Source organism: Janthinobacterium lividum (assembly GCF_011601275.1).
Lineage (GTDB): Bacteria > Pseudomonadota > Gammaproteobacteria > Burkholderiales > Burkholderiaceae_D > Janthinobacterium > Janthinobacterium lividum_E.
The window spans coordinates 477,908-502,361 of the sequence record NZ_JAAOLY010000002.1 but is presented as its reverse complement, the minus strand read 5'-3'; the positions used below and the strand labels follow the sequence as shown (position 1 = coordinate 502,361).

At 62.7% G+C, this 24,454-nt stretch carries 19 protein-coding genes; 9 read left to right on the top strand and 10 right to left on the bottom strand.

Going from position 1 to position 24,454, the window contains the following annotated elements:
• Positions 1–34: 34 nt before the first annotated feature.
• Complete coding sequence (locus GYK42_RS05040; RefSeq protein ID WP_240943453.1) at positions 35–1,984, top strand: S9 family peptidase; 1,950 nt, start codon at positions 35–37, stop codon at positions 1,982–1,984.
• A gap of 1 nt (position 1,985) precedes the next feature.
• Here the strand turns inward: GYK42_RS05040 and GYK42_RS05035 are convergent, their stop codons facing one another.
• The 3 genes from GYK42_RS05035 to GYK42_RS05025 form a co-directional block, all read right to left on the bottom strand.
• Positions 1,986–3,938, bottom strand: a complete 1,953-nt coding sequence (locus GYK42_RS05035; RefSeq protein WP_166446563.1) for an acid phosphatase — start codon at positions 3,936–3,938, stop codon at positions 1,986–1,988.
• A gap of 95 nt (positions 3,939–4,033) precedes the next feature.
• Positions 4,034–6,184, bottom strand: coding sequence for an FUSC family protein (locus GYK42_RS05030; RefSeq protein ID WP_166446562.1), 2,151 nt, complete (start codon positions 6,182–6,184; stop codon positions 4,034–4,036).
• 90 nt (positions 6,185–6,274) lie between these two features.
• A complete protein-coding gene (locus GYK42_RS05025; protein WP_166446561.1) occupies positions 6,275–7,963 on the bottom strand; it encodes a M14 family zinc carboxypeptidase in 1,689 nt (562 codons plus the stop codon).
• Positions 7,964–8,114: 151 nt separating this feature from the next.
• Between GYK42_RS05025 and GYK42_RS05020 the strand changes: the two genes are divergently transcribed.
• Positions 8,115–8,693 carry a hypothetical protein gene (locus tag GYK42_RS05020; RefSeq protein ID WP_166446560.1) on the top strand — a complete coding sequence of 193 codons (579 nt, stop codon included), beginning with the start codon at positions 8,115–8,117 and terminating at the stop codon, positions 8,691–8,693.
• 68 nt (positions 8,694–8,761) lie between these two features.
• Here GYK42_RS05020 and GYK42_RS05015 read toward each other — a convergent pair whose 3' ends face one another.
• From GYK42_RS05015 to purB, 6 genes are all read right to left on the bottom strand, one after another.
• Entirely contained in the window at positions 8,762–10,915 is a 2,154-nt protein-coding gene (locus GYK42_RS05015) for a S46 family peptidase (RefSeq protein WP_166446559.1), read from the bottom strand.
• Between the two features lie 307 nt (positions 10,916–11,222).
• Positions 11,223–11,492 carry a GlsB/YeaQ/YmgE family stress response membrane protein gene (locus tag GYK42_RS05010; protein ID WP_034778894.1) on the bottom strand — a complete coding sequence of 90 codons (270 nt, stop codon included), beginning with the start codon at positions 11,490–11,492 and terminating at the stop codon, positions 11,223–11,225.
• Positions 11,493–11,657: 165 nt separating this feature from the next.
• The gene (locus tag GYK42_RS05005; protein ID WP_034747598.1) at positions 11,658–12,233 is read right to left on the bottom strand and encodes a YceI family protein; all 576 of its coding nucleotides are present in this window, start codon (positions 12,231–12,233) and stop codon (positions 11,658–11,660) included.
• A 33-nt stretch (positions 12,234–12,266) separates the two neighbouring features.
• Complete coding sequence (locus GYK42_RS05000) at positions 12,267–12,821, bottom strand: YceI family protein (protein ID WP_139090541.1); 555 nt, start codon at positions 12,819–12,821, stop codon at positions 12,267–12,269.
• Between the two features lie 45 nt (positions 12,822–12,866).
• On the bottom strand, positions 12,867–13,391 hold the full coding sequence (locus GYK42_RS04995) for a cytochrome b (RefSeq protein ID WP_046684510.1): 525 nt from the start codon (positions 13,389–13,391) through the stop codon (positions 12,867–12,869).
• Positions 13,392–13,576: 185 nt separating this feature from the next.
• On the bottom strand, positions 13,577–14,956 hold the full coding sequence (gene purB / locus GYK42_RS04990; RefSeq protein ID WP_166446558.1) for an adenylosuccinate lyase: 1,380 nt from the start codon (positions 14,954–14,956) through the stop codon (positions 13,577–13,579).
• A gap of 277 nt (positions 14,957–15,233) precedes the next feature.
• Between purB and GYK42_RS04985 the strand changes: the two genes are divergently transcribed.
• From GYK42_RS04985 to GYK42_RS04965, 5 genes are all read left to right on the top strand, one after another.
• Positions 15,234–15,848, top strand: coding sequence for a glutathione S-transferase N-terminal domain-containing protein (locus GYK42_RS04985; protein WP_166446557.1), 615 nt, complete (start codon positions 15,234–15,236; stop codon positions 15,846–15,848).
• A 7-nt stretch (positions 15,849–15,855) separates the two neighbouring features.
• On the top strand, positions 15,856–16,884 hold the full coding sequence (locus tag GYK42_RS04980; RefSeq protein WP_240943452.1) for a LacI family DNA-binding transcriptional regulator: 1,029 nt from the start codon (positions 15,856–15,858) through the stop codon (positions 16,882–16,884).
• A gap of 309 nt (positions 16,885–17,193) precedes the next feature.
• The gene (locus GYK42_RS04975) at positions 17,194–19,488 is read left to right on the top strand and encodes a TonB-dependent receptor (protein WP_166446556.1); all 2,295 of its coding nucleotides are present in this window, start codon (positions 17,194–17,196) and stop codon (positions 19,486–19,488) included.
• Between the two features lie 15 nt (positions 19,489–19,503).
• Positions 19,504–21,384 carry an alpha-amylase family glycosyl hydrolase gene (locus tag GYK42_RS04970; RefSeq protein ID WP_166446555.1) on the top strand — a complete coding sequence of 627 codons (1,881 nt, stop codon included), beginning with the start codon at positions 19,504–19,506 and terminating at the stop codon, positions 21,382–21,384.
• On the top strand, positions 21,381–22,709 hold the full coding sequence (locus GYK42_RS04965; protein ID WP_166446554.1) for an MFS transporter: 1,329 nt from the start codon (positions 21,381–21,383) through the stop codon (positions 22,707–22,709). Before GYK42_RS04970 ends, GYK42_RS04965 begins: the two co-directional genes overlap by 4 nt.
• Positions 22,710–22,763: 54 nt before the next feature.
• On the opposite strand, the gene bfr is transcribed toward GYK42_RS04965, so the two are convergent.
• Positions 22,764–23,240, bottom strand: a complete 477-nt coding sequence (gene bfr / locus GYK42_RS04960; protein ID WP_010401839.1) for a bacterioferritin — start codon at positions 23,238–23,240, stop codon at positions 22,764–22,766.
• Positions 23,241–23,489: 249 nt separating this feature from the next.
• Here bfr and GYK42_RS04955 point away from each other — a divergent pair, with 249 nt between their 5' ends.
• Both GYK42_RS04955 and GYK42_RS04950 read left to right on the top strand, forming a co-directional pair.
• On the top strand, positions 23,490–23,657 hold the full coding sequence (locus GYK42_RS04955) for a hypothetical protein (RefSeq protein ID WP_166446553.1): 168 nt from the start codon (positions 23,490–23,492) through the stop codon (positions 23,655–23,657).
• 4 nt (positions 23,658–23,661) lie between these two features.
• On the top strand, positions 23,662–24,342 hold the full coding sequence (locus GYK42_RS04950; protein WP_046684505.1) for a Fe2+-dependent dioxygenase: 681 nt from the start codon (positions 23,662–23,664) through the stop codon (positions 24,340–24,342).
• Positions 24,343–24,454: the final 112 nt, after the last annotated feature.

Below are 24,454 nucleotides of genomic sequence, written 5' to 3'. Positions count from 1 at the left end.
CCGGCGGTTTTTTTTATTTCTAACCGGAATTTACATGATGAAAATAACTGATCTGGCCGCCTGCGGCGTGCTGGCAAGCAGCCTTTTTAGCGCCACGGTGCAGGCCGCTCCTGCAACCGAGCCGGCATTGCGCGATTACCGCGCCGTAGCCCTGTCCGCCGATGGCCGGCGCGTCGCCGCCATCGAATCGAACAAGGCGGGCGAGCAAGCGCAGCGCCCGCACGCAGCCATCGTCGTGCGCGACGCCGTCAACGGCGCCATCGTGCAGCAATTCGATCCATGTGCCGTGTGTTCCTACGACAAGCCCAGCTGGTCGCCCGATGGCAGGCAGCTGGCCTTTATCGGCTACGACGCCAAGGCGGGCACGGCGCAGCTGTACCTGGCCACCCTGTTGCAGGCGCCAGTGCGGAAGCTGACCAGCATCAAGGGCGTGGCCAGCACGGCGCGCTGGTCGCCGGACGGCAAGCAACTGGCCTTGCTCGCGACGGTGGGCGCGCGCAAGCTGGCCGGCGCCGTCGAGGCGGGCGCGCGCCAGGTGGGCGAAGTGGGCAGCGAAGACGACGCCCAACGCATCGCCGTCGTGCCGGCCAGCGGCGGCGAACCGCGTCTGCTGTCACCAAGTGATACCTACGTGTATGAATACAGCTGGACGCCCGATGGCCGCGGCTTTGTCGCCACCAGCGCGCAGGGCAATGGCGACAGCAACTGGTGGGTCGCCAAGCTCAGCCATATCGATGCGGCCACAGGCGCCCTGCGCGTGATCGCGTCACCTGCCATGCAACTGAACTTGCCTTCGGTTTCGCCCGATGGCAAGACGGTGGTCTTCATCGGGGGCCTGATGAGCGATTTCGGCTCCATCGGCGGCGATATCTACACGGTACCCCTGGCCGGCGGCACGCCGCGCAATCTCACATCCGACTACCGCGGCACCTTCAATGGCGTCGTCTGGCGCGGCGCCGGCTTGCTGTCCACGGCCCTGATCGATTCGCAGCTGGCGCTGGTGCCCGTCGATGCGCAGACCGGCCCCAGCCAACCTGTGATGCTCGGTGAGCTCAGCAGCAGCGGCAGCGATGGCCGTCTGTCCTTCAGCGCCGATGGCTCGCAAGCGGCGGCCGCGCAGGAAGACTTTACCCATGCCAGCTACCTGGTGGCGGGACCGGTGGGCCAGCTGAAAAAGATCACGCGCGACAATGATGGCTTTGCGCCGCAGTTGACGGTGCAGAACGTAGGCTGGAACAACGAGCAATACAAGGTGCAGGGCTGGCTGCTGGGGCCGTTGAAGACGGACGCAGGCAAGCGCCACCCGATGATCGTCAACGTGCATGGCGGGCCCGGCGCGGCTGCCTCGCCCCGTTACGTGGGAGCGGGCACCCTGATCCACGAATTGACGCAAAAAGGTTATTTCGTCTTCCTGCCCAATCCGCGCGGCAGCTTTGGCCAGGGCCAGGCATTTACGCGCGCCAATATGGCCGACTTTGGCGGCGGCGACTGGCGCGACATTCTTGCAGGCATCGATGCGGTGCAAACAGTGGCGCCCGTCGACGGCGAGCGCCTGGGCCTGATCGGCCATTCGTATGGTGGCTTCATGACCATGTGGGGCGTCACGCACAGCAACCGTTTCAAGGCGGCCGTGGCGGGCGCGGGCGTGTCGAACTGGATCAGCTATTACGGACAGAACGGGATCAACCAGTGGATGATCCCGTTCTTTGGCGCCTCCGCCTATGACGATCCGGCCGTCTACCGCAAGGCGTCGCCCATCGAATCGATCAAGGCGGCCAAGACGCCTACCCTGATCTACGTGGGCGAGCGCGACGTGGAAACGCCGGCTGCCCAGTCGCTGGAATTCTGGCACGGCCTGCGCGCCATGGGCGTGCCGTCCAGCCTGTTCATATACGACGGCGAAGGCCATTCCTTCCGCAAGCCCGAACACCAGCGCGACTTGCAGAAACGTACTATCGGCTGGTTCGAACGCTACCTCAAATAGCTTATACGTCCAGACGCAGCTGCAAGCCCGTTGCCGTGTACGTCGGCGTCACCTTGAAGCCATCGACGGTGATGCTGTCGAACTTGCCTTTCAGGCTGGCGGCCTGCAGCACGGTCAGGGTGTCGCCGGCGGCCGGCTTGTAGCCGTTCTGGAACGTCACCTTCAGGCTGCCGCCCGCCACCGTCATCTGGCCCGCCACGCTCAGGCGGCCTTGCTGCCCGCTGCCCAGCTTTAATTCCAGGTTGCCTGTGGCCAGCTGCGTGTACTTGCCGGCCAGCGCCAGGCCGGACTGGGCATTGCTGACCAGGGTGCCGCCGCTGACATACACGTCGCCCTTGCCGAAGGCCGTGGCCGACAAGCCTTCCAGGCGGCCCCCTTCCAGCTGCGTGCCGCCGCTCCAGCTATTGTTGCCGCCCAGCTTCAGGGTGCCCGTGCCTTGCTTGTTCAGCTTGCCCGTACCGCCGATGTCGTTGCGCCAGCGGTCGACGGCGTAAAAGCCGCCCTTGGCCGCATCCATGCTGATGACGACATTGCCCGTGAAGACGGCATAGCCATCGGCGGCGGCAAACAGGTTCAAGCGGCCCCAGCCTTCTGCATCGTCCATCACCGGGTAGCCCGATGGCAAGGCCGTTGTTTTCAGCACCACGCGGCGCTGCGCATCGGACAGGTACGGCAAACGCGTTTCCAGCAGCACTTCCGCGCCTTTCGGCACGACGGCCGGCGCATTGGCGGCGCCCGTCTGCGCGAAACCGAAGGTCAGGCGGCGGATATAGGCGGCCTTGGTGCTGGCGTAGTCCGAAAAGCGGTCGTTGGCGCCGCTGCCCGAATGGGCGTAGTCATAGAAGGTGTCGGCCGTGGTGCCGGTTTTCGCCATCAGGGTCGTGTGCGCCTGCGTCACGGCGGCGGCCTTGGTGGCGGCCGTGGCCGGGTCGAGCAAGTTGGCGGCGACGATGGCTTGCGCCTGCACGCGGCCGCTGATCACGTCGAGCGGCGAATGCATGCCGGCGATGATGCGGTTTTCGCCCAGTTCCAGCCCCCGCGCCACCATTTCCTGGTAGCGCTCGGGCAAGGCATACGCCATGCCCAGCGCACCGCGCACGGCTTCGGCAGAATGGCCGCTGGTAAAGCCGCCATCGGTGGCAGGCGTGGCGCTCCGGGCCAGCAGCAGGGCCGGGATCACGGCCACATTGCTGCTCCAGCGGAACGGGCGCGCATATTTGTAGAAGCGCTTGGCCGGTTCCGTCGAGCCATTGTTTCCCATGGCGTTGACCAGGCCCACCACATTGCCGAATTCAGCATTGGCGCTGCCCGCCACGCCCGTGTTGCTGCCGCTGTCGTTGTAGAGTTTGCTTGTCGCGTCCGGCGCGATGTCGGTGATGCTGGTGGTCTGACGCGCCGCGCTGCGCCAGGCGTCCGTCAGCGGACCCATGCCGTCGGTGATGCTGTAGCCCTTGCCGCGGCGGTCATCGAGGTAGGCGGCCAGTTCCTGCGCCGGGGTGCGGCTGGTCGTGGCTTTGACGACGAAATCGATGTTGGCATTGTGTACGCTGGCATTGACGATGGTGCCGCCTGGCGTACCATCGTTGGGCACGCCCGTCCAGGCGGAAGGCACGACGGCGGGGAAGCCGTCCACGGCTGGCGCCGAGACGCCGGCATCGACGATTTCCGTCAACGGTTTCCAGATGTCGAGCATGCCGATCAGCACGCGCACGCCCGCATTCGTGGCGGCCGTGGCGTAGCGCGCATCGCCGCGCTGGTTGCTGGCGATATTGTCGACAAAGGGGATGGCCGTGGCCGATGGCGGCGCCGTATCGGGCGCGCCCTGGTCGGCGGGCGCGGCGGGAATGACGAGCGCCGCTTCCTGGTGATCGGAGCCGCCGCAGGCGGCAAGGGCGAGGGCGGCGCTGATGGCCAGCGCCAGCGGCAGGCGCCGGCTCAGGGGAAATGCGTGCATGGATGACCTTGGCTGGAAGTGGAAAAACCATGGCAGCATAGAGAGGCCAGATGACCTCCTGATGACACCACTTGCGCCAGGGCGCCCCCAAAAAATTATCTGGGGGCCACGATATGCACGATCGCCGCGCTATGCACCACGATCTTGTCGGCATCGGCTTGCAACAGGCGGATGCGTCTTTTGACCAGCGGCCAGCCCGACCAGTCCACTTCGCTCACGGGCGGGGCGGCAGGGGCCGCCAGCGGGGCGCTGATGGCGGCCTTGTCGTCGAGCTGGTCCAGCGCGCGCGACAGGGTCAGACACACTTGCGTATGGCTGTGCCCAAGCAGGGCGTTGACGGGCGCGACGGGCAGCTGGCTGGCATGGCGCCCGAGGATCGAGCGCAGCGCCGCCACGTGGGCCACCAGCAAGTAATTTTGCACGATGAACAGGTTGATGTCTTCCACTGCCCGCTGCTTGCTGGCCGGTTCGTCGAGCATGCGCACCAGTGCCGAGCTGAGCGCGGCCAGGCTGTCCATCAGTCGCTTGCGTTCGATGCGGTAGGCGAAATCATCGAAACACTTTCCTTGCAGCAGCGCGAAGCTGGCCTGCATATAGCTGAGGTTCACGTTCAGCACCTGGCGCACGAGGCGTGGCAGGCTCTGGTACTCCCAGTTGGCCAGCACGAAGCTGAACACGGTGGCCACGGCCGCGCCGATCAGGGTATCGATCAGGCGTTCGCTGACGAGGTTCGGGTTGCTGGGCGCCACCAGGTGCATTTGCAGCAAGATCATCAGGCTGACGGCGATGGCCGTGTAGCGGTAGCGCAAATAGATGAAGGTGGGCGTGGCCACGATGGAGAGGAACAGGATGGCCATCAGCACGATATTGCTGTGCACGAAGCGGATCACGATGGCCGTGACCACGCAGCCGATGATGGTGCCGATGATGCGGTCGGCGCGGCGTTGGCGCGTCATGCTGAAGGTGGGGCGCAGGATGATGACGATGGTGAGCACGATCCAGTAGCTGTGCGCCGCATACGGCAGCCAGTGGCCGATCAGCAATCCCACGGAAATAGCCATCGATACGCGCAGGGCGAAGCGGAACACGGGCGAGTCCGGGCGCAGGTTGGCCAGCAGGGTCTTCAATTCGTATTTCTGCTGCGACAGGAACGGTGCCATGTCCGCGCCGCTCCAGAACGGCACATTGTCGTAGACTTTTTGCGTGGCCAGGTGCAGCTCGGCTATCATTTTCAGAATGGCGCGGATCTTGTTGCGCTGCGCGCGTAACGTCGCCAGTGCCTCTTGCGCGCTGTCGCCTTTTGCGTGCAGGCGGGCAATTTCTCCTTCGATATCGGCCCATTCCTTGTCATAGCTGATCTGCGCATACGAAGCGCGCTTGCGCGTGACGGCGTAGGCGACGGATTCGATGTCGCGCGCCGCCTTGTAAGCCAGGTCGTGCAGCGATGTCAAGACGTCGGAGTCGGCCAGGTGCTGGCGCAGCAGCGCGTAATCCGTGTGCGTCGAGAGTATCAGTTCATACAGATCGAGCATGCACACGTGCACTTGCACGACGATGGCGTCCTTGCTGTTCTTGTGGCTGCGCAGAATCAGATCGCGCGACGCCTGCTGGCGGTCGGCCAGGATGCTTTGGTGGCGCACCAGCTTGTTGAACTGTTCCGTCAGGTTAAAACGCGTGTCGTAGAAATCGGCCTTGATGTCGATGTAGGCGGCCAATTCGAAAAGGGCTTCGGCCAGCACTTGCTGCTTGATGCGGTGGCGCAAGACCCAGGCGATGGCCATGGCGTAGGCCAGATAGATCAAGCCGCCCAGCATGAACAGGCCCGCGTGGTGAAACGATTGCTGCCACGTCATCTGATGCTCCATCGACATGGTCATGATGAACAGGGCGGCCAGCTGCAAGGGCATGGATTTCTTGCCGTACACCACCATCATGCTGGCGAGAAAACTGACGAGCACGAGCACTGTCATCAAGAGCCACTGCACCGGGCCGCACAGGCTGATCAATAAAGTGACGGCGCTGCACAGCAGCACGGAAGCCAGCATCTCGTTGAACTTGTGGCGCAGCGGGCTGGGCATGTCCATCAGGGTCGTGCACAGGGCGCCGATGCATACCGTCATGGCGGTGGCGCTGTCGCTGATTTCCAGGGTCAGCAGGGTCAGGCCGACCAGGCCGATGGCCACGCGCAAGCCCAGGTAAAAATAATGGCTATAAATAAAGGTGCGCAGGTTCAGTGCGTAGTGCATGGGATTACCTTGTGGGCAGGGCACAGAAAGAGGCGCCGCACCGGGGTCTCCGATGCGGCGCCAGGATGTTGCATTCGCTACAGCCCGGAGTTACATCAGGGCGATCACAGGGTAGCGCCGCCATTCAGGCTCGGCAAAGCGCTGGCAGTGTGCAAAAATGAAGTCGAGCACGGCTTCCTGATTGCTCAGCAGGGCAGGGTTGGCCGCTTTCCAGTCGGCGAACTTGGCCGCCAGCGCCGGCTCATCGCGCAGCAGTTCGGACGCCATGTCCTCGAACACGTAATCGGAAAACGCTTCTTTCTTTTCCAGCACGCTGTTGAAGAAACCCCAGCGGAAGAAGCTGTCGTGCGCCTGCGGTTCCAGGGTTTCCACGGCATAGCGGGCATTATCCTGGTCCAGGCTGACAACATAATCGCCCGCCTGCACGGTGAACTGGCCCGTGCGCGCTTCCACGTCGACCGTGTCGTGGAACATGTGACCTTCGTAGGCCGTGGCGCGCGTGCCGACGTTGGTGATGTGGTAGTAGCGCGCCGTTACCGTCTGTTCGGCGGTAATGCGTGACATTTCGACGCCGTTCCAGCGCAGGCGCTCGATGACTTCGCGCCACGCTTGGGGCACGACATAGGCTTTCGGCGCGGCCACGGTAACGTCCGCATCGAAGCGGTTGTAATACTTGATATCGCGTTCCCACGGCTGCGAGCGGTCGTACGACAGGCGCTGGTAATCGCCCAGGATACTCGGCGTGTATTGCGCCGCATAGCCCTTGAAGGGGAAGGTCGACGGCTGTTCTTCGTTCATGCTCCAGTGGATGGGCCACTGGGCTTGCGTGCGTCCCGCCGCCTTGGCTTGCGCACGCAGTTGCTTGATCTGTTCGCCGTGTTGCACCGTGAATGCCATGGTGATGTCGAGCAGGGCTCGCATGGAAGCGTAGCGGTCGGCAAACGGTTTCAGCATGTGCGTTTCCGGCATGAAACCGATGACGTGATGCAAGGCCGCAAAGCCGGTCGAGAAACGGGGAACTTCGAGGAACTCGGCGATGCCGTGGTCGGGACTATCCTTGACGGGGTTCACATACGGGCAGGTGGGCCAGCCGGCGCTTTCCATCTGCGCAAAGATGTGCGGCAGCATGGTGTCTTGCAGGAAGGGACCCAGGCCATTGCCCAGCTTGTCCGTCTGCGTGTGGATCAGGGTCATCGTGTACGGGTAGTCGGCGCCGTTCGACGTATGCGTGTCGACCATCACGTCCGGGTCCCAGCTGGCCAGCAGGCGGTTGAACACTTGCGCGTTCAGGCTGTCGCACTTGATGAAATCGCGGTTCAAGTCCAGGTGGCGGCTGTTCCCTCGGAAACCGAATTGCTCCGGGCCATCCTGATTCACGCGCGACGTGTTGGCACGGTTCAGACTGCCATCGACGTTGTAGATCGGAATGAACAGCAGCACGGTGCTGCCCAGCGCCGCCAGGCGTTCCTGCTGCGTACACAGGTCGCGCACGATCGCCATGCAGGCGTCGATGCCTTCCGGTTCGCCCGGATGGATGCCGTTGTTGTTGAAGAACACGGTGCGGCCCGCGCGCTTGATCTGTTCACGGTCGAACACGCCGTCCGCGCTGACGACGCCAGCGTGAATAGGCACGCCCGAGTCGGACAGGCCGATCTGTTCGAAATGCAGCACGTGCGGATAGCGTGCGGCGAGATCTTGATAGAAGGTGATGCATTCCAGCCAGGTCGTGGTCTGGTTATGGTTACCGAGTTCGTAGGTCGTGCGCAAGTCTGGTGGCATAGCGGTCTGAGTCTGGGAGGGGGAAGGCGCGCTGGGTAAGTACGCCCGCTAGGGGCCAATTGTAGCACCGGCGTTGGCGCCTTGAGGCGCGGCAGAGGTCCCGGGCCGCACTTGTGTTATGAATAGGTTTCACGCGCGAGGGGGAGGCGGCATGGTGAAGACGCTGACAGCGATGGCGATAGCGGCTCTGCTGTGGTGGGCTTGCCTGGCGGCACAGGCGGCGCCATTGCGCTTGCCAGCAGGCACGGGACCGGTGGCGCAGGGCGGCTCCGTCACAGCCGCTGCACAAGGCGCGCTGATACGCTACCGGGGCTGGCTGCTGGCCGTCGATGGCGCAGTGTCCGAAGAACGGCCCGACGTCTTGCTGACGTCGGCGCTGGCGGGCCACGCGCCGCAGCTGCAGACCGGGTCCACGCAACGCCCTTTGCCCCTGTGGTCGGCCCTCGAATTCGTCAAGGGAAGTGCGCGCCTGCGTATCACGGCGCTGCCGGGGCCTGAGGCTCCCGCGCTGCTGCTGGACTTTGGCGGTGGCGACTACCGTATCGTGATTCCCGCCGCCGGTATCGCCCGGCAAGCCTATCCGCTGCTGGCGCAGCGCTTTCCCGGCGCCGACCTGGCCTTGCTGCTGCAGGACGGCCGGAGAGTGATGCTGCCCTTGGGAAGTGGCAGGGCGCAGGTGTTTGGCGAGGAGCAAGCCGTGCCTTACCGTTTCACCAAGGTAAAACGCTAGGCGAAAAAAAGCCACTCCCGCAGGAGTGGCTCAGGCTAAAGCGCCCGTTGCCGGGTTATTGCTTCTTGTTATTCAGCGCCCATTTCTTTCAGCAGGTTGTCTGCGTGATCGATGTGTTTCATGTTCCACAGCATGTAGCGCAGGTCGACCTGGATCGAACGGGTGTTGGCCTTGTTGTAGTCCCAATCGGAAATGATCGAGTCCAGGGTGCCATCGAAGGCCAGGCCGATGAATTCGCCTTTGGCGTTCAGAGCAGCCGAACCGGAGTTGCCGCCCGTGATGTCCAGGGTGGCCAGGTAGTCGACCGGTACGGTTTTCAGCTTGGGATCGACGAATTTACCGAAGTCCTTGGCTTTGATCGCGGCCAGTTGATTTGCCGGTGCATTGAATTCGCCCTGGCCCGTGGCTTTGGCAACGACGCCATTGACGGTCGTGAAGGCAGACCAGGTGGTGCCGTCGGCGCCATGGTCGCGGCCGGCCACTTTGCCGAACGTGACGCGCAGGGTGCTGTTGGCGTCAGGATAGACGGCTTGGCCCTTGCTCTTCATGAAGGCAATTTTGGCTTTCATGTAGTTGGCGTAGGCTTGCTGGATCTTGCCGGCCAGTTCTTCGTCTTCCGCTTCGTTTTTCAGCGAATCCGGGTACATGGCGACTGCTGCCTGGATGAAGCTGTCCTTGCTGGCCTGGAATTCGGCTGGCGTGCGTTTCAGCCATGCTGCGCGCTCTTCCTTGTCGGCCAGCTTGCTGCCCGCATACAGTTTGTCCAGGGCGGCGGACAGGTCGGCTGGCGACATGCCGTCCTTGATGCCGATGGCGGCGTCGAAGCTGGCGCGGCGCTGTGCTGCCGGTTGCGCGGCGTACTTGGTCAGGCTGTTCAGTACCAGCGCCTTGTCGACTTTTTCATCGTAGGTGCGCTCGACCGAAGTGATGCCCGCTTCCAGGCGTGGCAAGTCGCGCGTCTGGTAGCCGGACTTGCGTTCCGTATCGGCCTTGGTGCCTTCGTTCGACAGGCGGTACAGGCTGCGTGCCGTGTTCAGCAGGCGCGGCTGTGCGTAGCTGAGGAAGAAGTCGCGCTTGGTGTCGGCATCGCGCTCGGCGATCAGCTTTTCCACTTGTTCGATGTCGCCGGCAAATTCGGCCTTGCGTGCTGGCGTGGCGTTGACCCAGGTCTTCAGGGCTTCGTGTTCTGCCGTCTTGCGCGCCAGGAAGTCGCTGCCCGCGTACGAGTCCAGCATGCCCTGGCGGTTCTTGTAGTAATTGTTCACGCCAGCCACCTGACCCGCGTATTTCAGGGCAACATCCTTGTTGTCCTTGGTTTCGCGCGCGATGATGGCCAGGGTTTCGCCCGACGCTTTTACGAAGGCCGGGTAGTTCCAGTCAAACGTGTACGCCACTTCCGATGGCAGGCGGTGACGGTTGGTGCGGCCAGGGTAGCCCAGGACCATGACGAAATCGCCTTCTTTCAAGCCATCCTTGGCCAGTTTCAGCACGTGTTTTGGCTGGTAAGGCACATTGTCCTTGCTGAAGTCGGCAGCTTTGCCGTCTTTGCTGACGTAGGCGCGGTAGAAACCGTAGTCGCCCGTGTGGCGTGGCCACATCCAGTTGTCGGTGTCGCCGCCGAATTTACCCACGCCGGCTGGAGGCGCGTGCACCAGGCGCACGTCGCGGATTTCCAGTTGCTTGATCAGGTAGAACTCCAGGCCGCCGTAGTAGGCCGACACGGTGCAGCGGAAGCCCGCTTCTTTTTCGCATTCGGCGACCAGTTTCTTCTGGTTTTTCTCGATCGCGTCGATGCGTGCCTTGCCTTGCAGCTTGGCCACGTCGGCGGTAATGATCTTGTCGCTGACATTGGTCACGGCCGAGGTGACGAAGATGCGGCTGCCTGGGGCGGCCGGCAATTCTTCAGCGAACGTCTTGGCCAGGAAACCGTTGGCCAGCAAATCGCGTTCCTTGGTCGAGTTGACCGCCACGCTGTTGTAGACGCAATGATGGTTGGTGGCAACCAGGCCTTGCGGCGAGACGAACGATGCCGAGCAGCCGCCCAGGCTGACGATGGCGCCCATCGGGAATTCGGTCAGTTTGGTCAGATTGGTCGGATCGAGTTTCAGTCCGGCCGCTTTCAGTTCCTTGGCTACTTGTGGCAGCTGTTGGGGCATCCACATGCCTTCGTCGGCGTGTGCGAAGTTGCTCAGGATGGCGAGCGCGATGAGAGATTTTTTCATTCGAGTTCTGTTCTTTTACATTGTAGGGAAGTCGGAATCAGCGGAGTACCCGCTGATTGTGCAGCGGGCGACATAGAGTATCCGTATCGAACTCGCACTAGTCAATCACATTTTCCGAGCAGCATGTTCGCATGTGCTTGCTTGAATGGCATTATTTTGCTTGAGGCAGGGGCAGAAACGGGCTGGTAACGGGCATTTTTCCGTGCGGCGGCTGTGGTATTTGTACATACGTGTCTTGGCGACAATAAAAAATGGCCGGGCGCTTGCGCGGCCCGGCCACTTGCTGAATACGCTGCTTTTTGTCTGCTTAGCGTATTTTGCCGCGGCGTAAAAGATTCACGATGCCCAGCAGGATGACGGCGCCCAGGAACGAGACCAGCAACGAAGCCAGGCTGAAATTGTCGCTATTGATGGTGCCCGTGCCGAACAGGGGCGCCAGCAGCCAGCCGCCCAGGAAGGCGCCGACGATGCCGACGACGATATTGAGGAAGATGCCCTGTTGCGCATTGGTTTTCATGACCATGCTGGCCAGCCAGCCAATGACGCCGCCAATAACGATCCAGATAATGAAATTCATGTAGTCCTCCGCGCGTGGATAAGTGGGTGTGCCATGTCAGAACAACATCATGCCAATGGATAGTGATGCCGCACGATAGAAAAGTCCAGCGGATTCGCGTGGCGCATGCAAAAGCCCGCCTGGCTGCGGGCAGCGAGGCGGGCTTGTTGGGCGGCAAGGTCGTGTTTAGTCGGCCTTGATCGCTTCTACCTGGATGGCCAGCTTGACTTCCGGCGAGAACGCCGGCATGCCGTAGTTCAGGCCAAAGTCGCTGCGCTTGAATTCCGCCGTGGCGTCGGCGCCGCACACTTCGCGCTTGTAGCGCGGGTGCATGATGCACTTGAACTTGCTCACGTTCAGCTTGACGGGCTTGGTCACGCCCAGCAGGGTCAGTTCGCCATCGACTTCCACCAGCTGATCGCCGTTGAACTTGAGCGACTTGCTCTTGTAGGTGATTTCAGGGAATTTCTCGACGTTGAACATGTCCGCTTTTTTCGCGTGCGTGTTCATGGCGTCCAGGCCGAAGTCGATCGAATCGGCATCAATGACGAGGTCCAGGCTGCCCGTCTTGGCGGCGCGGTCCAGGGTCACTGTGCCCTTGGTCTTGTTGAACTTTCCGCGCCAGACGGACATGCCCATGTGATCGGCTTCAAAGCTGGGGAAAGTGTGCGTCGGGTCGAGGTTGTAGGTGTCGGTAGCGGCCATGGCCGAACCCGCGCCGGCGGCTGCCAGCACGGCGATCATCAAGTGCGAAAATTTCATGCAGATCCTATAGTTGAACAGGTTTTGGGGTTGTTATTGCGCTGCGACGTGGAATTTAATTGTGACCTCGTCTGCAACCATGCTCGTGTCTTTCCACTCGCCTTCGCCGATGTTATAGGTCAGGCGCTTGATCGGCAGGGCGCCGTCAAAGGCATATTTGCCGCCATCGGCTTTCACCGCCAGGGGGAAGGTCACGTCGGTGGTCTTGCCTTTGATGCTCAGCTTGCCAGTGACGGTCAGCTTGCCCGCGCCGGCGGCCTTGATGCTGCTCGAGACGAAGGTGGCTTTCGGGAACTGGGCCGAGTTGAACCATTCTTTCTTCGCCACTTCCTTGTTGTACTCGGGGTCGCCGATATCGATGCTGGCCGTCTCGATTTCCACCGACGCCTTCGAGGCGTCCGGCGCGGCCGGGTTGTAATCGATGGCGATATTGAATTTCTTGAACTTCGCTTCCACGGGCACGTTCATTTGCTTGAACACGGCCGACACGCTGGTCTTGGCGGGATCGACTTTCAGCAGGGTGGCGGCGGTGGCAGCCACGGACAGGCCCAGCAGGGAAGCGAGGACGATGCGTTGGGTGGTTTTCATCTTGTTTTTTTCCTGTAGTTTTCAGTGAGCAAGGGGAAGTCGGTGTTAGGGCAGCATGCGCTTGAGCACGCCATCGCGGTCGATGAACTGGTGCTTCAGCGCCGCCAGCACATGGGCGGCCACGGCGGCAGCCATCGTCATGTTCAGAACATAATGAATCTCTTTTAAAAGTGGCTTAAGTTCCGGGTTCGGCGCCATGATGACGGGCAGCTGGAACAGGCCCAGGTAGACCACGGGTACGCCGGCGGCCAGCGTGTACAGGTAGCCTGAAACGGGCACGGCGAAGATCAGGATGTACAGCAGCACGTGCATGGCGTCGGCCGCTTTCTTTTGCCAGGCAACCATGCTGGCCGGGTGCGGCGGCGGCACGTTGGCCTTGCGCCACAGCAGGCGGATGGCGGCGATGGCCAGCACGGTCACGCCCAGCCATTTATGCCAGGAGAAATATTTGAGCTTGGTGGGCGTCAGGCCGGGAATGTCGACCATGACCAGGCCCATGACGAAGGCGCTGATGATCAGCAGGGCGGTCAGCCAGTGCAGGATGATGGCGGTGGTGGTGTAGCGTTGCATCGATGGCTTTCTTGAAAGTAGTACGTATTAGGACTAATTCGACCTAATATACCAAAGAAAAGCAAATTGCGCTGCGTGCCGGAGATTCTACAAGAAAGATTGCCGGAAAAACCGCGGGGCGGGCAGCATTTGTGTGCTGGCCGCCCCGCGGGAGTGGGATTGGAAGATCCCCATGTGGAAACTGCTTAGATGGCTTTGGCCAATTGCGCCGCGATACCGATGTAGTTACCCGGCGTCATGGTCAGCAGCACGTCCTTGGCATCTTGCGGAATGGCCAGGCCGTTGACAAAGGTTTGCAGCGCTTCTTTCGAGATGCCCTTGCCGCGCGTCAGCTCTTTCAGCTGTTCGTACGGGTTTTCGATGCCATAGCGGCGCATCACGGTTTGTACGGGCTCGGCCAGAACTTCCCAGGTAGCGTCCAGGTCTTGCGCCAGGCGCGCGTGGTTCACTTCCAGCTTGTTCAGGCCGCGCAGGCAGCTGTCATACGCCAGCAAGGTGTAGCCCAGGCCCACGCCGATGTTGCGCAGCACGGTCGAATCCGTCAAATCGCGCTGCATGCGCGAGACGGGCAGTTTTTCCGACAGGTGTTTCAGCACGGCGTTGGCCAGGCCCAGGTTGCCTTCCGAGTTTTCGAAGTCGATCGGGTTGACCTTGTGCGGCATGGTCGACGAACCGATTTCGCCCGCTTTCAGTTTCTGCTTGAAGTAGCCCAGCGAGACGTATGTCCAGATGTCGCGGTTCAGGTCCAGCAGGATGGTGTTGGCGCGCGCAAACGCGTCGAACAGTTCGGCCATGTAGTCGTGCGGCTCGATCTGGATGGTGTACGGATTGAAGACCAGGCCCAGGCGCTGTTCGATGACGGCCTGCGAGAATGCCGGCCAGTCGAAGCCGGGGTAGGCCGACAGGTGGGCGTTGTAGTTGCCGACGGCGCCATTCATCTTGCCGAGGATTTCCACTTGCTCGATGCGTTTTACGGCGCGCTGCAAGCGGGCTACGACGTTGGCAAATTCCTTGCCCAGGGTGGTCGGGCTGGCCGTCTGGCCGTGCGTGCGCGACAGCATCGGCACGTCGGCATTGTCGTGCGCGATCTGCGTCAGCTTGGTCACCAGGCCGTTCAATGCGGGCAGCATCACGCCATCGCGCGCGGCTTTCAGCATCATGCCGTGCGAGGTGTTGTTGATGTCTTCCGAGGTGCAGGCGAAATGGATGAATTCCGACGCCGCCACCAGTTCCGGCACGTCCGCCACTTGTTCCTTCAGCCAGTATTCGACCGCCTTGACATCATGGTTGGTGACCGCTTCGATGGCCTTGATGCGGGCCGCGTCGGCTTCCGAGAAATCGGCCGCCATCTTGTCGAGCAGGGCGCTCGCTTCTGCCGAGAAAGGCTTGATTTCAGCGAAACCGGCTTGCGACAGCGCTTGCAGCCAGGAGATTTCCACTTTCACGCGGTGGTGCATGAAACCGGCTTCGGACAGGATCGGGCGCAGCAGATCGGTCTTGCTGGCGTAGCGGCCATCGAGCGGAGACAGGGCCGACAGCGTGGAATACGGAGTAGTAGAAGTCATGAGAGCGGACGCAAGTTAAAGAAACGGTTGGCGTGTGGCGCGCGGGGAGGGCAGGGTTATTGCAATACAGCAACATTGACGGCGCCACAGTAAAGGGCGATTTTACCACCGCTGGCCGCTGGCCAGCCGTCCGTCGACTGCGGATGGCCCCCATTTTGGACGAATCCGGCGCCGATGCGGCGTGCCTGCCACATACTGGAGGCCGCCGGGCGCGTGCTGCCAAACACCGCTGCCGCCGATGCTATACTGCTTGCTGCTCCTTTACCTTAAAGTACCTATGAAACTGATCGGTTCCCTCGCCAGCCCGTATGTCCGCAAAGCCCGTATCGTGCTGGCGGAAAAAAAGCTCGACTATGTCTTCGAGCTGGAAAACGTGTGGGCGCCGGAAACCCGCATCGCCCAGGCCAATCCATTGGGCAAGGTGCCTTGCCTGGTGATGGAGGATGGCAGCACGCTGATCGACTCGAAAGTCATCGTCGAATACCTCGACACGCTCACGCCCGTGTGCAAGCTGCTGCCGGCCGGCGGCAATGGCCGCGAGCGGGCCGATATCAAGAACTGGGAAGCGCTGGCCGACGGCATCCTCGACGCGGGCGTGCTGGTGCGCCTGGAGCGCACGCAACGTCCGCCCGAACAGCAAAGCGCGGCCTGGATCGCGCGCCAGCTGGACAAAGTCACCCTGGGCCTGGCGGCGCTGGAAGCGCGCCTGGGCGAAAGCGCCTATTGCGCCGGCAAGAACTACACCCTGGCCGACGTGGCCGTGGGCTGCACCCTGGGCTGGCTCAGCTTCCGCTTCCCGGAAATCGACTGGCGCGCGGATCACCCGGCGCTGGCGCGCCTGTTCGACAAACTGTCCGAGCGGCCATCGTTCAAGGACACCGCGCCGCAGTGAGCGCACGATGACCGGTTCCGACTCGAAGGCGCAGCAGCGCTTGCAGATGGCTGATATCGCGCGCCTGGCCGGCGTGTCCACGTCCACCGTGTCGCGCGCGCTGAGCGGCAGTTCGCTGGTCAATGAAGAGACGCGCGCGCGCGTCATCGCGCTGGCCCGTTCGCTCAAGTATTCCATCAATATCGGCGCGCAAAATCTGCGCCTGAAACAGAACCGCACGGTGGGCGTGGTGGTGCCGTATGACGCGGCCACGCGCCAGCACCTGTCCGATCCTTTCTTTCTGAGCATGCTGGGCAGCCTGGCCGATGCGTTGACGGAGCAGGGCTTCGACATGCTCATTTCGCGCGTGGATGCCGAGACGCTCGATGCGGCCGCCCAGTCCTTCGACAGCGGCCGCGTGATCGGCATCATCCTGATCGGCCAATGGCGCCACCATGACCAATTGAACCAGCTGGCCGCACGCCAGGTGCCCATCGTCGTGTGGGGCGCGCAATTGCCGCAGCAGCTGTATTGCACCGTCGGCGGCGATAACGTCGCCGGTGGCAGGCTGGCCACGGAACACTTGCTGGCGGCGGGGCGCCGGCGCATCGCCTTCTTTGGCGACGCCAAGCTGCCCGAAGTGGCGCAGCGCCACCAGGGCTATGTGCAGGCGCTGGCCGCGCAAGGACTGGCGCCGGACCCGCAACTGTACGTGGCCGGCTCCTTCCTGCCGCAGGGCGGTGCGACGGACGTGCAGGAACTGCTGGACCGCCAGTTGCCGTTCGACGCCATCTTTGCCTGCAGCGACTTGCTGGCCATGAGCGCCATCAACGCCCTGCGCGCGCGCGGCGTGGCCGTGCCGGAACAGGTGGCCGTGGTCGGCTACGACGATATCGAACTGGCCGCGTATTTCCATCCGCCGCTCACTACCGTGCGCCAGCCGATCCGCGCCGCCGGACGCGCGCTGGTGGCCTCGCTGCTGGCGCTGGTCGACGGCGCGCCTGCGCCATCGCTGCAATTGCCAACCGAGCTGATCGTACGCACCTCGGGCCGCTGAAGCTGTTGGCAAGAGATTGCAACCGATTGCAATAATTTCAGATCCACCCGTTTATTTTTATGCTGCACAGCAGCATGAAAAACGCTGTAATCGTCTCAACCTCCCCATGTTTTCCTCTGTATTGTCCGTAATATTCTCTTAAAAACAACAATATTTCCATGTTGCAGCGCTCTATTGCAATCGATTGCAATAAATTCTTATTCGTTGAATAATGGCGTACCGGCTCAGCCAGCGCGCCACGGCATGCGGCGGCCAGTACTCATAACAAGCCGATACCTCGATGTATCGGCATACAACACTGGAGACAAGATGAAGACACGTACTGCTCAACGCGGCTGCATGGCCGCAGCCGTTGCCCTGGCCATGCTGCAACTGGGCGCCGCCCAGGCGCAATCGGCCGCCGACACCGCCAGCGCCGCTCCCGCCGATGGCCTGAACCTGGAACGCATCGTGGTCACGGGCACCACCGGCGGCACGTCCAAAATGAAATCGAGCAATTCCGTCAGCAGCATGGAGCTCGACACCATCCTGCACAACGCGCCGACCAGCGCCGCCGAAGTCCTGCGCTCGGTGCCGGGCTTGCGCGCCGAATCCTCGGGCGGCGAAGGCAATGCCAACATCACCGTGCGCGGCCTGCCCATTTCCGCCGGCGGCGCGCGCTACGTGCAGATCCAGGAAGACGGCTTGCCCGTGCTGCAGTTCGGCGACTTCAACTTCACCACGCCCGACAGCTTCGTCAAGATCGATTCCACGCTCGATCACCTGGAAGTAGTGCGCGGCGGTTCGGCCTCCACCCTGGCCACCAATTCGCCGGGCGGCATCATCAATTTCATCAGCAAGAATGGCAAGGAGAAGGGCGGCAGCGTGGCCATCAGCCGCGGCCTGGGCTACGACCAGACGAGGGTCGATTTTGATTATGGCGCACCGATTTCGGAACGCACGCGCTTCTTCATCGGCGGCTCCTGGCGTACGGGCGAAGGCATCCGCCACAGTGGCGTGAACAGCGAAAAGGGCGGCCAGATCCGCGGCAATGTCACGCATGAATTCGACAGCGGCTTCGTGCGCCTGTCGTTCAAGCACCTCGACGACCAGTCGCCCACGGCCCTGCCCGTGCCCGTCAGCGTGCGCAATGGCCGCATCGGGGAAATCGCCGGCATCGACCCGCGCAAGGCCAGTTTCTATTCGCCATACTGGGTGCCCGACATGGTGCTGAACAAGGATAACCAGCGCGTGGCCACCCGCGTCAACGACGGCTTGCACGTCAAGAGCGATACCGTGGGTGTGGAAGCGTCGTTCAAGCTGGGGCAGGGCTGGAGCGTGAGCGAAAACTTCCGCTATGCCGACAACTCGGGGCGCTTTATCGGCGTGTTCCCGTCGAATAACGGCAGCGACGGCAGCTATGTGTTTGCCAGCGGCCCGAACCAGGGCAAGCCCTACACGGGCCGCGCGTTTTCCGCCGTGGTGTTCAACACGTCCATCGACGACGCCAGCAATACCCTGAGCGACACCAAGCTGGCCAAGACGTTTGTGCTCGACAGCGGCAAGCTGACCACCACGGCCGGCCTGTATTTGTCGCAGCAAAAGCTGGGCCTGACCTGGAATTTCAACGAATACCTGATGCAGGCCACGGGCGACCGGCCGGCGCTGCTGCAAACGGCCAGCGGCACGCCAGGCTACATCGGCCCGGCCTTTGGCGCCTGCTGCTCGCGCGCCGTCGACATGGAATACCGCACGACGTCACCGTACCTGAACCTGGCCTGGGAAAGCGGCGCGCTGAATCTCGACGGCGGCTTGCGGCGCGACCGCCAGCATGCCAGCGGCACGGCCAACCAGGCTACCGGCGCGCAGGCCTATCTGCCGTCGACGGTGCAGCGGGTCGACTACACCCTGGGCCACACCTCGTACTCGCTGGGCGCAAACTACAAGCTGCAAGCGAACCTGGCGGTGTTTGCCCGCGTCAGCGAAGGCGTGGCCTTCAATGCGGACCGCATCCTGTTCGGCACGCCGCTCGATGGCAGCGTGCCCGTGGCGATCAATACCGTGCGCCAGCTCGAAGGCGGCGTGAAATGGCGGCGTGGCCCCCTGAGTACCTTCGTCACCGTGTTCCAGGCCAAGACCAAGGAAAGCAATTACGAAGCGACCACCCAGCTGCGCACGGCCAACAGCTATGAAGCGAAGGGCGTGGAGCTGGAAGCGGCGTACAGCGCCGGCGACTTCCGCATCAATGGCGGCCTGACGTTCACGGATGCCGAGATCACGGGCACGGCGGCGGCCGACGTGGCGCTGATCGGCAATACGCCGCGGCGCCAGGCGCGTGTCGTGTACCAGATCGCGCCCACCTATGAATGGGGGCAGGCTACCCTGGGCGCGAGCCTGGTCGGCACGGGCAAGTCGTGGGGCGACGATGCGCACACGATCACCTTGCCCGCCTATCAGGTGCTCAACGCCTTCGTCAATTACCAGCTCACGCCGCAAATGCAGGTGGCGCTGACGGCGAACAATCTGCTCGACAAGATCGGCTATACGGAAGTCGAGGGCGATGGCCATGCGGCCCGCTCGATCACGGGGCGCGCCGTCAAGGTCAGCCTGAAATACGCATTTTAAGCAAGGATAGGATTCATGATCTCGATACGCAGCCCCCTGGCGCGCCTGCTGGCGCCGCTCCCCACGCACTTGCGCGACGATGCGGCACGCCGCTATGCGCGCCAGGAGGCGGTCTTGCTCGACCGCCTGGGCAGCCTGTATGGCCAGCGGCCGGACTTCCTGCCCTGGCTGGGCGATCTGATGGAAAGCGTGGGGCGGCTATACGCGGCGCGCGCCCCCGAGCTACGGCGGCAGGATGCGCAGCGCGAAACGCAGCCGGACTGGTTTGCCAGCCAGTCCATGCTCGGTTACAGCGCGTATGTGCAGCGCTTTGGCGGCAACCTGCAGGGCGTGGCGGCGCGCATTGCCCACCTGCGCGAACTGGGCGTGACGTATCTGCATCTGCTGCCGTTCTTGCGTCCGCGCGCCGGTGAAAGCGATGGCGGCTTTGCCGTCGCCAGCTTCGAGGAAGTCGATCCCGCGCTGGGCAGCAACGCCGACTTGCTGGCGTTGACGGCGCAGCTGCGCGCAGCCGGCATCAGCCTGTGCTCGGACCTGATCCTCAACCACGTGGCCGACGACCATGCGTGGGCGCTGGGCGCCAAGGCCGGCGATCCGCAGTTGCGCGATTTTTTCCATACCTATCCCGACCGCGTGCAGCCGGACCGCTACGAGCGCACCGTGGGCCAGGTTTTCCCGCAGGCGGCGCCCGGCAATTTCACGTTCGTGCCGGAGCTCGAGCGCTGGGTCTGGACCACGTTTTACCCGTACCAGTGGGATTTGAATTACGCCAATCCGGCTGTCTTCGCGGCCATGGCCGGCGCCATGCTGGGCCTGGCCAACAAGGGCATCGAGGTGTTCCGCCTCGATTCGACCGCCTTCCTGTGGAAGCGCGAAGGCAGCGATTGCATGAACCAGCCCGAAGCCCACAGCCTGCTGCAGGCGTTGCGGGCGATTGCCGCCATCGTCGCGCCGGGCGTGCTGCTCAAGGCCGAAGCCATCGTGCCCACGCCCAAGCTGCCCGCCTACTTTGGCAGCGATGCGGCGCCCGAATGCCATATCGCCTATCACAGCAGCCTGATGGCCGCCGGCTGGGGCGCGCTGGCCGAGGAAAGCACGGACTTGCTGCAGCAGGTGATCGCCGCCACGCCGCCGCTGCCGCCGGCCGCCAGCTGGCTCAGTTATGTGCGATGCCACGACGACATCGGCTGGAACGTGCTGCTCAATGAAGCGGGCGCGAACGGGCCGGCGCGCCTGGCACGCATCGCGCGGTTCTTTGCCGGCGCCCCCGGCAGCTATGCGCGCGGCGCCGCCTTCCAGAGCAGCAGCGCCGACAAGGCGCATGGCAGCAACGGCATGGCCGCCTCGCTGGCCGGCCTGGAAAGCGCCACCACGGTGCAGGAGCAGGAATACGCGTTGCGTCGTCTGCTGCTGCTGCATGGCCTGGCCTTGAGCTTTGGCGCCTTGCCGGTGCTGTACATGGGCGATGAACTGGGCATGACCAACGATCACAGCTACACGCAGCGCGCCGACCGGGCGATGGACAGCCGCTGGCTGCAGCGTCCCGCGTTCGACGACAGCCTGCTGGCATGGCGCCACGATGGCGTGAGCGCCAGCGGCCGGCTGTATCCGGCGTTGCGCCAGCTGATCGACGTGCGCCGGCGCTTGCCGGCCCTGGCCGCCGCCGCGCCGCGCAGCGTGCTGCCCGCCGACACGCCGGCCGTGCTGGCGCTGTTGCGCGGCGACGCGTTTCTCAGCCTGAGCAACTTCAGCGGCGCCACCCAGCGCTACACTTTGCCTGCGGGTGAATGGCGCAACAGCCTCGATGGCAGCGTTCTGTCCGGCACGGTGGGCCTGCAGCCCTGGCATATGCTGTGGCTGGAGCGGGAGCAAGAGCAAAAACGGGAAGCAGCATGAGCGACGCCAGCGCGCACCGTCCGCACCTGTCGTTCTGGCAGATCGTCAACATGAATGTCGGCTTTTTCGGCATCCAGTTCAGCTTTGGGCTGCAGCAAAGCAGCATGAGCCCCATCTACAAATACCTGGGCGCCGACGAGGCGAGCCTGCCCTACCTGTGGCTGGCCGGTCCCATGACGGGCCTGCTCGTGCAACCCTTGATCGGCGCCATGAGCGACCGCACGGTGACGCGCTGGGGCCGTCGCACGCCGTACTTCCTGATCGGCGCCATCCTGTGCAGCCTGGGCCTGCTGGCCATGCCGTTCAGTCCCACCCTGTGGATGGCGGCCAGCCTGCTGTGGATACTCGACGCGGCCAACAACGTGACGATGGAGCCGTACCGCGCCTTTGTCAGCGACAAGCTCGACAAGAAGCAGCATTCGCTGGGCTTTCTCACGCAAAGCGCGTTTACGGGGTTGGGGCAAACGCTGGCCTACCTGACGCCGTCGCTGCTGGTCATGCTGGGCATGAACAAGGATGCCGTCAATGGCAGCCATATCCCGCACATCGTCATCGCCGCCTTCCTGATCGGCGCCGTGTTCTCGCTCGCCTCGGTGCTGTGGACTTTAAAGACGACGCCGGAAAACCCGCTCACAGCCAGCGAACTGGCGGCCATCCGCAGCCGCCCGCCGGGCTGGCGCCACACACTGGCCGATATCGGCGCGGCCCTGCGCGACATGCCGCCGACGATGAAGCAGCTGGCCCTCGTCAACCTGTTCCAGTGGTACGCCCTGTTCTGCTACTGGCAGTACATCGCGCTGTCGCTGGCGGCGACCCTGTTTCACACGACGGACCCCGCGTCGCAAGGTTTTCGCGACGCGGGCCTGCTGAACGGGCAGGTGGGCGCCTTCTACAATTTCGTCGCCTTTGTCGCCGCCTTTGCGCTGGTGCCGTTCACGCGCCGCTTCGGTCCCAAACGCATGCACAGCCTGTGCCTGTGCGCCGCCGGCGTGGGCATGCTGAGCATCCCGCTGATCCACAGCCCGGCGCTGCTGTTGCTGCCCATGCTGGGCGTGGGCCTGGCCTGGGCCAGCATCATGGGCAATCCCTACATCATGCTGGCCGGCTGCATTCCGCCCGAGCGCACGGGCGTCTACATGGGCATTTTCAATATGTTCATCGTCATTCCGATGATCATCCAGATCTTCACCTTGCCCCTGTATTACCGCAGCTGGCTGGGCGGCAATCCGGAGAACGTCATCCGCCTGGCCGGCGCCCTGCTGCTGTGCGCGGCGGTGGCCGTACTGTTCGTCAAGCTGCGCCCGCCGCAGACCGGCAAGGCTTGACGGCAGGCGTAAAAAAACCGGCAAGCCTGCCGGTTTTTTGTTGGGTGCTGCAGATTATTCTTCCACGGCCATTTGGCTCTGGAGATAATTCTGGATGCCGACTTTGGCGATCAGGTCGATCTGCGTTTCGAGCCAGTCGATATGCTCTTCCGTGTCTTCCAGGATCATCAGGAACAGGTCGCGCGAGACGTAGTCGCCCGCTTTTTCGCTGATGGCGATGCCTTCCTTGACGGTGGCGTGCGCGGCGCGTTCCAGCTTCAAGTCGCATTCCAGCATTTCCGGCGTGTTCTCGCCGATCAGCAGCTTGTGCAGCGCTTGCAGGTTCGGCAGGCCGTCGAGCATCAGGATGCGGTCGATCAGCTTGTCGGCGTGTTTCATTTCGCCGATCGATTCTTCGTATTCCTTCTTGCCCAGCTTTTCCAGGCCCCAGTGCTTGTACATGCGCGCATGCAGGAAGTACTGGTTGATGGCCGACAGTTCGTTGGTGAGCTGTGCGTTGAGCATGCGGATGACTTCTTTATCGCCCTTCATGGGATTTCCTTTGTTCTGTGTCGCGTTCGATGATGAAACCGCAGGCTGCTGGCGTTCACTGCCGGGTGGCGTTGGCTGCCTGGTGGCGCGCAGGTTGCCGGTTTCGCTATGCCCGCATGATAGCGCAAAATGCCGGCGATTTCCGGTGCTAAACGGCATTTTTCCGTCTTTTTAACGTAAATATCGTGCGAATAAAACCCATTCTCAAGTGGATTGCCCGCTTGCGCCGTTTTTTATTTGTTAAGGAAAATGAAGGCCATTCTCATTCGCGTTTCTGATGATGTTTTGCCGCCGCTGGCGCGCGTGCACGGCCGCGCTGAAAAGGCGGGAATGTTTGATCGTTCTTGCTTTTGTCTCTTCTTGGCCGCTGCCCGCGATGCGATAATCGGGCAGCGATATTTACTGAAAAAAGGATAGCAAGATGATGCTGCATATACCCGGCGTGCTGACACCGGAACAGGTGACGCAGTTTCGCCAGCGCCTGGCGCAGACGGACTGGGTCGACGGACGCGCCAGCGTCGGGGCGCAAGGCGCGCAAGTCAAGCGCAACCGCCAGCTGGCCGAAGGTTCGCCGCTGGCGCTGGAGCTGGGCGAAATCGTCAGCCGCGCGCTGATGGCCAATCCGCTGTTCTTTGCCGCCGTGCTGCCGCTGCGCATCCTGCCGCCCTTCTTCAACAGTTATGCGGGCGGCGAGCACTATGGCCTGCACATCGACGGCGCCATCCGCACGCCGAAAAACGGCATGCAGTCGATGCGCGCGGATGTCTCGTCGACCGTCTTCCTCAGCGAGCCGGACGAATACGAAGGCGGCGAGCTGGTGGTGGTCGATTCCTACGGCACGCATGAAGTGAAACTGCCGGCCGGCGACGTGATCGTGTATCCGTCGAGCAGCGTGCATCAGGTGCTGCCCGTCACCAGCGGCGAGCGTATCTGCTCCTTCCTGTGGACGCAAAGCATGGTGCGCGAGGACTGGAAGCGCAGCATGCTGTTCGAGCTCGATCAGAACATCCAGAGCGTGCGCGCGGAGCATGGCGATTCGCCGGCGACCGTGGGGCTGACGGGGCATTATCACAACTTGCTCAGGATGTGGGCGGAGATGTAAAAAGGGTCAGACCCCATAGCGGGCAAAAAAAAGTCTGCCTGGCCCGGGGATGTAGGCTGGCAGACTGAAACAAGCAAATCGCTTGACTAAAATGGGCGCAAAAAAGCAAGCA

Coding starts and splice junctions, on each gene's coding strand:
- GYK42_RS05040 (WP_240943453.1), top strand. CDS start 35: ATGATGAAAATAACTGATCTGGCCGCCTGCGGCGTGCTGGCAAGCAGC.
- GYK42_RS05035 (WP_166446563.1), bottom strand. CDS start 3,938: ATGCACGCATTTCCCCTGAGCCGGCGCCTGCCGCTGGCGCTGGCCATC.
- GYK42_RS05030 (WP_166446562.1), bottom strand. CDS start 6,184: ATGCACTACGCACTGAACCTGCGCACCTTTATTTATAGCCATTATTTT.
- GYK42_RS05025 (WP_166446561.1), bottom strand. CDS start 7,963: ATGCCACCAGACTTGCGCACGACCTACGAACTCGGTAACCATAACCAG.
- GYK42_RS05020 (WP_166446560.1), top strand. CDS start 8,115: ATGGTGAAGACGCTGACAGCGATGGCGATAGCGGCTCTGCTGTGGTGG.
- GYK42_RS05015 (WP_166446559.1), bottom strand. CDS start 10,915: ATGAAAAAATCTCTCATCGCGCTCGCCATCCTGAGCAACTTCGCACAC.
- GYK42_RS05010 (WP_034778894.1), bottom strand. CDS start 11,492: ATGAATTTCATTATCTGGATCGTTATTGGCGGCGTCATTGGCTGGCTG.
- GYK42_RS05005 (WP_034747598.1), bottom strand. CDS start 12,233: ATGAAATTTTCGCACTTGATGATCGCCGTGCTGGCAGCCGCCGGCGCG.
- GYK42_RS05000 (WP_139090541.1), bottom strand. CDS start 12,821: ATGAAAACCACCCAACGCATCGTCCTCGCTTCCCTGCTGGGCCTGTCC.
- GYK42_RS04995 (WP_046684510.1), bottom strand. CDS start 13,391: ATGCAACGCTACACCACCACCGCCATCATCCTGCACTGGCTGACCGCC.
- purB (WP_166446558.1), bottom strand. CDS start 14,956: ATGACTTCTACTACTCCGTATTCCACGCTGTCGGCCCTGTCTCCGCTC.
- GYK42_RS04985 (WP_166446557.1), top strand. CDS start 15,234: ATGAAACTGATCGGTTCCCTCGCCAGCCCGTATGTCCGCAAAGCCCGT.
- GYK42_RS04980 (WP_240943452.1), top strand. CDS start 15,856: ATGACCGGTTCCGACTCGAAGGCGCAGCAGCGCTTGCAGATGGCTGAT.
- GYK42_RS04975 (WP_166446556.1), top strand. CDS start 17,194: ATGAAGACACGTACTGCTCAACGCGGCTGCATGGCCGCAGCCGTTGCC.
- GYK42_RS04970 (WP_166446555.1), top strand. CDS start 19,504: ATGATCTCGATACGCAGCCCCCTGGCGCGCCTGCTGGCGCCGCTCCCC.
- GYK42_RS04965 (WP_166446554.1), top strand. CDS start 21,381: ATGAGCGACGCCAGCGCGCACCGTCCGCACCTGTCGTTCTGGCAGATC.
- bfr (WP_010401839.1), bottom strand. CDS start 23,240: ATGAAGGGCGATAAAGAAGTCATCCGCATGCTCAACGCACAGCTCACC.
- GYK42_RS04955 (WP_166446553.1), top strand. CDS start 23,490: ATGAAGGCCATTCTCATTCGCGTTTCTGATGATGTTTTGCCGCCGCTG.
- GYK42_RS04950 (WP_046684505.1), top strand. CDS start 23,662: ATGATGCTGCATATACCCGGCGTGCTGACACCGGAACAGGTGACGCAG.